The organism is Gordonia sp. UBA7860 (assembly GCF_002500165.1).
Lineage (GTDB): Bacteria > Actinomycetota > Actinomycetes > Mycobacteriales > Mycobacteriaceae > Gordonia > Gordonia sputi.
The window spans coordinates 573-8,690 of record NZ_DLSO01000187.1 but is presented as its reverse complement, the minus strand read 5'-3'; the positions used below and the strand labels follow the sequence as shown (position 1 = coordinate 8,690).

Genomic DNA, 8,118 nt, shown 5'->3' with positions numbered 1-8,118 from the left:
GCCGCCTTCCAAGGCATGGCGCAGGAGACGATCGACAACCTCGCGATCTCGAAGCGCCTGACTGTCTCGTCGACCTACGACCACCGCGTCATCCAGGGTGCCGGCTCGGGCGAGTTCCTGAAGATCGTGTCGGAGCTGCTCACCGGCGGCGAGGGCTTCTATGAGGAGATCTTCGCGTCGCTGCGCATCCCGTACAAGCCGATCACCTGGTCGAAGGACGTCCACGTCGACGTCGCGGCCGCGGTGAACAAGACCGCCCGTGTGCAGCAGGTCATCAACATGTTCCGCGTCCGCGGGCACATGATGGCCGACATTGACCCGCTGACCTACGTGCAGCGCACCCACCCCGACCTCGAGATCGAGTCGCACGGCCTCACTTTCTGGGACCTCGAGCGCCACTTCGTGACCGCGGGCTTCGGCACCAAGCGCACCATGAAGCTGCGCGACATCCTCGGCATCCTGCGCGACACCTATTGCCGCACGATCGGCATCGAGTACATGCACATCCAGGACCCGGAGCAGCGCACCTGGTTCCAGGAGGAGCTCGAGCACCCGTACGTCGCCCCGACGCACGACGAGCAGCTGCGAATCCTGACGAAGCTCAACCAGGCCGAGGCCTTCGAAACCTTCTTGCAGACCAAGTACGTCGGCCAGAAGCGCTTCTCGCTCGAGGGCTCGGAGTCGGTCATCGCGCTCATCGACCAGATTGGCCAGGATGCGGTCGACGACGGCATCCAAGAAATCGCCATGGGCATGGCGCACCGGGGCCGCCTCAACATGCTGACAAACATCGCGGGCAAGACCTACAACCAGATGTTCCGCGAGTTCGAGGGCGCGAAGGCGGGGCGGGTCACCGGTTCGGGCGACGTGAAGTATCACCTCGGCATCGAGGGCACGTACACCTCGCCCAAGGGCGGCGAGATCCCGATCTATCTCGCCGCGAACCCGTCGCACCTCGAGGCCGTCGACGGCGTGCTCGAGGGCATCGTGCGTGCGAAGCAGGACCGCAGCGACGCGCAGACCTACGACGTGCTCCCCGTGCTCGTGCACGGTGACGCGGCCATGGCGGGTCAGGGCATCGTCTACGAGACCCTGCAGATGTCGCAGTTGCGCGGCTACCGCACCGGTGGCACGATCCACGTCGTCATCAACAACCAGGTCGGCTTCACGACCTCGCCGCAGGACGGCCGCTCGTCGATGTACTCGTCGGACGTCGCGAAGTCGATTCAGGCACCGGTCTTCCACGTGAACGGTGACGACCCCGAGGCCGTCGCACACGTCGCGTCGCTCGCGTTCCGCTACCGCCAGCGCTTCAACCGCGATGTCGTGATCGACCTCGTGTCCTACCGCCGCCGCGGCCACAACGAGGGCGACGACCCGTCGATGACCCAGCCCGCGATGTACGACGTCATCGACACCAAGCGCGGTGTGCGTAAGTCCTACACCGAGGCTCTGATCGGTCGTGGCGACATCTCGACCAAGGAGGCCGAGGACGCCCTGCGCGACTACCAGGGCCAACTCGAACGAGTCTTCAACGAGGTCAAGGAACTCGAGAAGTTCACTCCCGAGCCCAGTGAGTCCGTCGAGGACGACCAGCCCCTGCCGCAGAAGCTGGTCACCGCCGTCGACAAGACGGTTCTAGAGCGTATCGGCGACGCCTTCTACGACACACCGGACGGCTTCACGCCGCATCCGCGCGTCAAGCCTGTGCTCAAGCGTCGTCACGAGATGAGCCGCGACGGCCACGTCGACTGGGCGTTCGCCGAGTTGCTCGCCTTCGGTTCACTGGTACTCGAGGGACGTACCGTCCGCCTGTCCGGCCAGGATTCGCGACGCGGCACGTTCAGCCAGCGTCATTCGGTCCTCATCGACCGGGAGAACGGCTCCGAGTACACACCGCTCAATCACCTCGCACCGCTCGACGGCGACGCCGATTCCGAAGGCCGCTTCATGGTCTACGACTCGCCGCTCTCGGAGTTCGCGGTGGTCGGTTTCGAGTACGGCTACTCGGTGGGCAACCCCGACGCACTCGTGCTGTGGGAAGCGCAGTTCGGCGATTTCGTCAACGGCGCACAGTCGGTGATCGACGAGTTCATCAGCTCGGGCGAGGCCAAGTGGGGTCAGCGCTCCGACGTCGTGCTGCTGCTGCCGCACGGCCACGAGGGCCAGGGCCCCGACCACACCTCGGGACGTATCGAGCGGTTCCTGCAGCTGTGCGCCGAGGGTTCGATGACGGTCGCGCAGCCGTCGACGCCTGCGAGCTACTTCCACCTGCTGCGTCGGCACGTGCTCGACGGGATCAGCCGTCCGCTGATCGTGTTCACGCCGAAGTCGATGCTCCGCAACAAGGCTGCCGTCAGCCCTGTCGAGGACTTCACCGACGACAAGTTCCGCTCGGTGATCGACGATCCGAAGTTCTTGAAGGACAACGGTGATCGCAGCAAGGTCAAGCGCGTCCTGCTGGTGAGCGGCAAGATCTACTACGAGATCGCCGCCCGTCGGGACAAGGAGAGCCGCGACGACATCGCCGTGGTCCGCGTCGAGCAGCTCTACCCCGTACCGCATCGTCGTCTCCAGGAGACGCTCGAGAAGTACCCGAACGCCGACGATTTCGTGTGGGTCCAGGACGAGCCCGCCAACCAGGGACCGTGGCCGTTCCTCGGACTGTGGCTGCCGGAAATGCTGCCGAACCTCCTCAAGGGTCTGCGCCGCATCTCGCGTCGCCCGATGTCGGCACCGAGCTCCGGCTCGTCGAAGGTGCACGCCGTCGAGCAGCAGGAGATCCTCGACGAGGCATTTGCCTGAGGCGTCGAATAGCAACGAGCGAGGGCCGACCCGTGCCGGGTGCGGCCCTCGCTCGTTTTTTGTCGATCAACGTCGGAAACTCACACGAGTCCCAGCGGAAGGACTGAGCGGTCAGCCCTTCGAGAGCGGACGCGGATCGAATGTCACGCGAATCCGCGTGATCAGGCCGTTCTCGACGTGACTCCAGTTCGCCGTCGGTAGCGATGCGTTGTCGGTGACCAGGTCGAACCACGTGATCGCATCGGCGCCGTTCACAACACGTGCGTGCAAGACGAGATCGCGCATCAGGTGCTCCGACATCCCACGAAGACCGGCAATACACTCGTCGATTCCGCGTGCCGTCCCCATCACACCGACGAAGTCGACGTCGGGGGCGAGAACCGAACGCAACCGGTCGAAATCGCCTGCGCGCCAGGCGTCGAAGTAGGTTGTCGCCGCATCCCTGGTGGTCGCCGTATCGGCCTGTGCAGTTGTGTCCACAGTCATCTCTTCTCCCTTTCGAAGCATCGGTCAGTGGGTTCGTACTCCAGACTGCTCAGCGGCGATTAATCTGTCCAACATCTATTTCTTATGGCATTTATCATTTTGAGTCATGGAACTGCATCAGCTCCGCTACCTCCTCGCCGTCGTCGACACCGGATCGTTCACCGCAGCGGCGTCGACTCTGCACATCAGCCAGTCGGGTGTGAGCACTCAGATTCGCAAGCTCGAGAACGAACTGGGGATCGCACTGCTGCAGCGCACCACCCGACGCGTGACGTTGACGAGCGAAGGAGAGCGAGTACTGCCAGCCATACGCGGGGCGGTCGAAGGAATCGATGCGGTCGTCGCGCTGGCCGACGATCTGCGCGGCCTCACCACGGGCACGCTGCGGGTAGGCACCGTGAGTGGACTCACCTGGCAGCCCATCTTCGATGCCATCGCGAGGATGCACCACGAACACCCCGGGGTCGACATCTCGGTCCGTGAAGCCATCTCGACGACGCTCATCGACGGGGTGCACTCGGGCGAGCTCGACGTCGCGATCGCTGCGTGGTCGGGCGAGCCGCCCCAGCACGTGCACACCACAGTCATCGTCGACGACGCGCTGCACGCCGTCGTCGCGCGAGATCATCCGTGGGCGACGCGTGCCGATGTCGGACCCGATGAGATCGCCGACGCCGACCTCATCTCGCTCACCCGCGGCACCGGCGCCCGCACAGCACTCGACGCCCTGCTGGCACGGGAGCGAGGCGCTCGGGTTCCGCGCTGGGAGGTCGCAACCCCGTCACTTGCACACATGCTGACCACGCGCGGACTCGGCGTCGCCGTACTCAGCGAGAGCACCGCCGCCTCGTGGCGAGACACCGTCAGCCTGCCGATCACCGACCATGCCGCGCGATCCACACTCGGCATCATCTGGCGCGAACCCCCGTCACCGGCGACCGCGGCCCTGCTCCGTGAGATGCGGCGTCGAACCGGCTGATCCCCGGGGGTTCCCGTACGACGAACGCACGACGCAGGCCTTCCACCTGCACCGACGTCGGCGGATCATCACAAGGCATGGCCGGTCTGATACTCGTAGCAGTGCTCGTCGTCGTCTTGACTCCTTTGGCTCTGATGTACCGACGGGCGTGCAGGCAGGCTCGGGAGTTTCGTGAGTTCCGTCGCGCACAGGGGCTTTCGGATCCGAGTCAACTGCCACCGTTCCCAGGAGACCCAACCGGTGGCAACTGGGGTTTCTGGGGTTTCTGATGAGTCTGGTTCAATGCGCCGGAAGATCCGTGAGGGTCGTGACAAGGGCAGGCAGGGACGAGGAGATCACGGCAAGCAGTTGGTCGCGGGTGATCTCCCCATCGGTGAGCCAGCCGATCGTGACCTCCTCGACAAAGGCGATCCACCCGAACGTCGCCAGTCGGACCGCCGGGGTGACCTCGACGCCGAGCGCAGGTGCGTGATCGAGGATGCGCTCGGCCATCACCGCTCTGGTGCCGTCGATCACGGCCCGCATCGCCGGGTCGGTACTCGACGCGCCGCGCAGGAATGCGGTGTAGGCGCTGCGATGCTCGCTGACGTAGTCGACGAACGCTGACAACGAGCTCCACAGGATGGCGAGCGGATCGTCGAGGGTCTCGTCGGGCGCTGTCAGCCGCAACATCTCCTCTCCCTGCGCCTTCGCGATGGCGACGTGAAACTCCTGCTTCGACGCGAAGTAGTGAAACAGCAGTGCGCGCGACACACCGGCTACCTCGGCGATCGCATCGATGGACACCTCGTCGAGCGGCCGCTCGGAGACCATCTGCAGCCCGAGCGCGATGAGCTGGTCGCGTCGGGCCTCCGGGCTCATCCTGGTGCGCTTCGCCTGGGTCACAGGCACAGTCTAGGCGACTTATTGACCAGTGTTCAATAGCCTATTGACTAATGTTCAATAGGCTCCTACTGTGATGAGCATGACAACGCACAATGTTGAGGTTGCCGTCGTCGGCGCCGGATTCTCCGGCCTCGGCGCGGCGATCAAGATGAGTCAGAACGGCTTCACCGACTACGTCATCCTCGATCGCGGAGCCGACTTCGGCGGCACCTGGCGCGACAACACCTACCCCGGCGCCGCGTGCGACGTCGCGTCGAACCTGTACTCGTACTCGTTCGCCCCCAATCCCGAATGGTCACGCTCGTACTCTCATCAACCCGAGATCCACCGCTACATCAACGACGTGGCCGATCGTTACGGCGTGCGTGACAAGGCCAGGTTCGGCGTCGAGGTCATCCGTGCCGCGTGGAGCGAGTCGGAACAGCACTGGCTGATCGACACGGTGCCCGCCGGAACCGATCCGGCCACCGCTGCCGTGACGACGTACCGGGCACAACACCTCATCGGCGCGGTCGGACCGCTGTGCGAACCGAATCTTCCCGACATCGACGGCATCGAATCGTTCGGCGGAACTGTCATGCACTCCGCGCGCTGGGACGACGACGTCGAGCTCTCGGGTAAGCGCGTCGCCGTGATCGGCACCGGTGCGTCGGCCATCCAGATCGTCCCTGAGGTCGCCAAGCGCGTCGCCCACCTCGACGTCTACCAGCGCACTGCGCCGTGGATCGTCCCGCGTACCGAGCGGCCCTACACCCCTGTCGAGCACTGGCTGTTCAAGAACGCGCCCATCGTGCAGAGCGCCGGCCGCGCGGGGGTGTACGCCTTCAACGAGTTCATCGCCTTCGGTCTGACGCACTCGCGTACCGCGCTCAAGCCCGTCGAGCTCGTCGCTCGCGCCAACATCGCACGCGGAATACGTGACCGTAAGCTGCGCGACAAGGTCACCCCCCGCTTCCAGGTCGGCTGCAAGCGAATCCTGCGATCGAACGCCTGGTACCCGGCACTCGATCGACCCAACGTCGACCTCGTCACCGACCCCATCGCACGCGTCACGCCGTCGGGCATCGTGACCGCGGACGGCACCGAGCGCGAGATCGACGTGCTGATCGTCGCGACAGGCTTCCACGTCACCGATTCGCCCGTGTTCGACTGCATCGTCGGCGCCGAGGGACGATCGCTCGCCCAGACGTGGGAGACGAACGGAATGCAGGGCTACAAGGGGTCGTTCGTCCACGGCTTCCCGAACATGATGCTGATGGTCGGTCCGGCGACCGGACTCGGACACACCTCGATGGTGTACATGATCGAGTCGCAGCTCAACTACCTGGTCGACTATCTCAAAACTGTTCGCGCACAGGGGATCACGCGCGTCGACGTCGACGAGGAATCGCAACGCGGGTACAACACCGGTATTCAGCACGCGCTCCGCAACAGCGTCTGGGTCAATGGCGGTTGCGCCTCCTGGTACGCCGACGACAACGGCAACATCACCACGCTGTGGCCGGGCTTCACGTTCAACTTCCGCAAGCAGACCCGACGATTCGACGTCGCCGCATACTCTGTCGCGCGTGATTCGTCGGCGGCCGACATCGACACCCCGCCCGTGCTCACGAGCACCAGCGCCTGATCTCGACTACATCCGCGTGCACGCCGGATCTCGCACGCACCAACACACAAAGGAGAACACCATGAAGAACTTTCGCGACAAGGTCGTTGTCGTCACCGGTGCGGGCTCGGGCATGGGCCGCGAACTCGCGGTGAAGCTGGGCCAACAGGGCGCCAAGCTGGCGATCTCCGACGTCAATCCCGACGGTCTCGCGACGACCGAGAAGCTCGTCGCCGAGACCGGCGCACCGGTGCACGCCCAACTGCTCAACGTCGCAGAGCGTGAGGCGGTCCTCGAATACGCCGACACGGTCATGTCCCACTACGGCAAGGTCAACGTCGTCTTCAACAACGGCGACACGGTCGAGGCCGATATCGCCGGACGCGACCCCGAGACAGACATCGAGCGCGTCATGGACGTCGACTTCTGGGGCGTCGTCAACGGAACCAAGGCGTTCCTGCCGCACGTCATCGCTTCAGGCGACGGCCACATCGTCAACACGTCGTCGCTGTTCGGGCTGCTGTCCGAGCCGGGCCAGGCGGCCTACAACTCGGCGAAGTTCGCCGTTCGCGGGTTCACCGAGGCGCTCAATCAGGAGATGTTGATCGCCAAGCACCCGGTGCGCGTCACCTGCGTGCATCCCGGTGGCATCAAGACCGCGATCGCCCGCAACGCGACGGTCGCCGACGATTACGACCAGGCCAACTTCGCCAAGTTCTTCGACAAGTACCTCGCGCGGACCTCGGCGTCGTCGGCTGCCGACACCATCATCAAGGGCGTGAAGAAGAACAAGGCGCGAGTCCTCATCGGCGCCGACGCCATCGTGCTCGACGTCTGGGTGCGTCTCGTCGCGTCGAAGTACCAGGGCGTCGTGGCGGGCGTGACCAAGCGCGTCACCAGCTCGTTCCGCTGACCGCTGTCGTCGTTGCCCTGTTCGTGCACAAGACGACGTAGTCGAATGCACGAACAGGGCAACGCCCTTCTCTCCGATCGAGCGGTATCCGCGCGATCGAAAAATTGTTCGAGATTTCCTCGCCGTTGTCCGTATTGTCGGGTAGTGTAGAACACATATTCGATGCGACGCGGGGCGGGGGCGGCGGCACGTGAACATCAACGGTGGAAACGAGGGCGCGCCTTCGGCTTTGGTGTCGGCTGCGGTGGGGTCGGCGGATGCGGTGGTGGCGGAGAAACTGTGTCGTCTGGCTGCGGTGTTGGATGAGTTGGCGACGGTGGATGTGTCGTTGGTATCTGACGACGTCCTGGTCGAAGCCACGATTGAGGCCGAACGCCTGGCGTTGCGGACGGCGGGTGTGGTGACGGATCGTTGGATCGTGGAGGCTTCTGACCGGGATCTGCC

The 8,118-nt window shown here is 64.6% G+C and carries 6 protein-coding genes and 1 pseudogene; 5 read left to right on the top strand and 2 right to left on the bottom strand.

What is annotated here, in order from left to right:
- A partial coding sequence (locus B3T59_RS22550) for a multifunctional oxoglutarate decarboxylase/oxoglutarate dehydrogenase thiamine pyrophosphate-binding subunit/dihydrolipoyllysine-residue succinyltransferase subunit (protein WP_287005189.1) occupies positions 1 to 2,805 on the top strand: 2,805 nt, incomplete at its 5' end.
- Positions 2,806 to 2,916: 111 nt separating this feature from the next.
- Here B3T59_RS22550 and B3T59_RS22545 read toward each other — a convergent pair.
- Positions 2,917 to 3,291: a nuclear transport factor 2 family protein gene (locus tag B3T59_RS22545; protein ID WP_064864052.1), complete on the bottom strand. Its 375-nt coding sequence runs from the start codon at positions 3,289 to 3,291 to the stop codon at positions 2,917 to 2,919.
- A 106-nt stretch (positions 3,292 to 3,397) separates the two neighbouring features.
- Here B3T59_RS22545 and B3T59_RS22540 point away from each other — a divergent pair, with 106 nt between their 5' ends.
- Positions 3,398 to 4,270 carry a LysR family transcriptional regulator gene (locus B3T59_RS22540; RefSeq protein ID WP_064864050.1) on the top strand — a complete coding sequence of 291 codons (873 nt, stop codon included), beginning with the start codon at positions 3,398 to 3,400 and terminating at the stop codon, positions 4,268 to 4,270.
- 279 nt (positions 4,271 to 4,549) lie between these two features.
- On the opposite strand, the gene B3T59_RS22535 is transcribed toward B3T59_RS22540, so the two are convergent.
- A complete protein-coding gene (locus B3T59_RS22535) occupies positions 4,550 to 5,131 on the bottom strand; it encodes a TetR/AcrR family transcriptional regulator (protein ID WP_005205773.1) in 582 nt (193 codons plus the stop codon).
- Positions 5,132 to 5,234: 103 nt separating this feature from the next.
- On the opposite strand from B3T59_RS22535, the gene B3T59_RS22530 reads away from it, so the two are divergent.
- From B3T59_RS22530 to B3T59_RS22520, 3 genes and pseudogenes are all read left to right on the top strand, one after another.
- A complete protein-coding gene (locus B3T59_RS22530; RefSeq protein ID WP_287005188.1) occupies positions 5,235 to 6,782 on the top strand; it encodes a flavin-containing monooxygenase in 1,548 nt (515 codons plus the stop codon).
- Positions 6,783 to 6,843: 61 nt separating this feature from the next.
- Complete coding sequence (locus B3T59_RS22525) at positions 6,844 to 7,674, top strand: SDR family NAD(P)-dependent oxidoreductase (protein WP_287005187.1); 831 nt, start codon at positions 6,844 to 6,846, stop codon at positions 7,672 to 7,674.
- Between the two features lie 190 nt (positions 7,675 to 7,864).
- Positions 7,865 to 8,118, top strand: a pseudogene (locus tag B3T59_RS22520) (HNH endonuclease); the annotation flags it as partial.

Bases quoted from the DNA above. Each gene is read 5' to 3' on its own strand.
- B3T59_RS22535 (WP_005205773.1), bottom strand. From the start codon at position 5,131: ATGAGCCCGGAGGCCCGACGCGACCAGCTCATCGCGCTCGGGCTGCAG.
- B3T59_RS22540 (WP_064864050.1), top strand. From the start codon at position 3,398: ATGGAACTGCATCAGCTCCGCTACCTCCTCGCCGTCGTCGACACCGGA.
- B3T59_RS22525 (WP_287005187.1), top strand. From the start codon at position 6,844: ATGAAGAACTTTCGCGACAAGGTCGTTGTCGTCACCGGTGCGGGCTCG.
- B3T59_RS22545 (WP_064864052.1), bottom strand. From the start codon at position 3,291: ATGACTGTGGACACAACTGCACAGGCCGATACGGCGACCACCAGGGAT.
- B3T59_RS22530 (WP_287005188.1), top strand. From the start codon at position 5,235: ATGACAACGCACAATGTTGAGGTTGCCGTCGTCGGCGCCGGATTCTCC.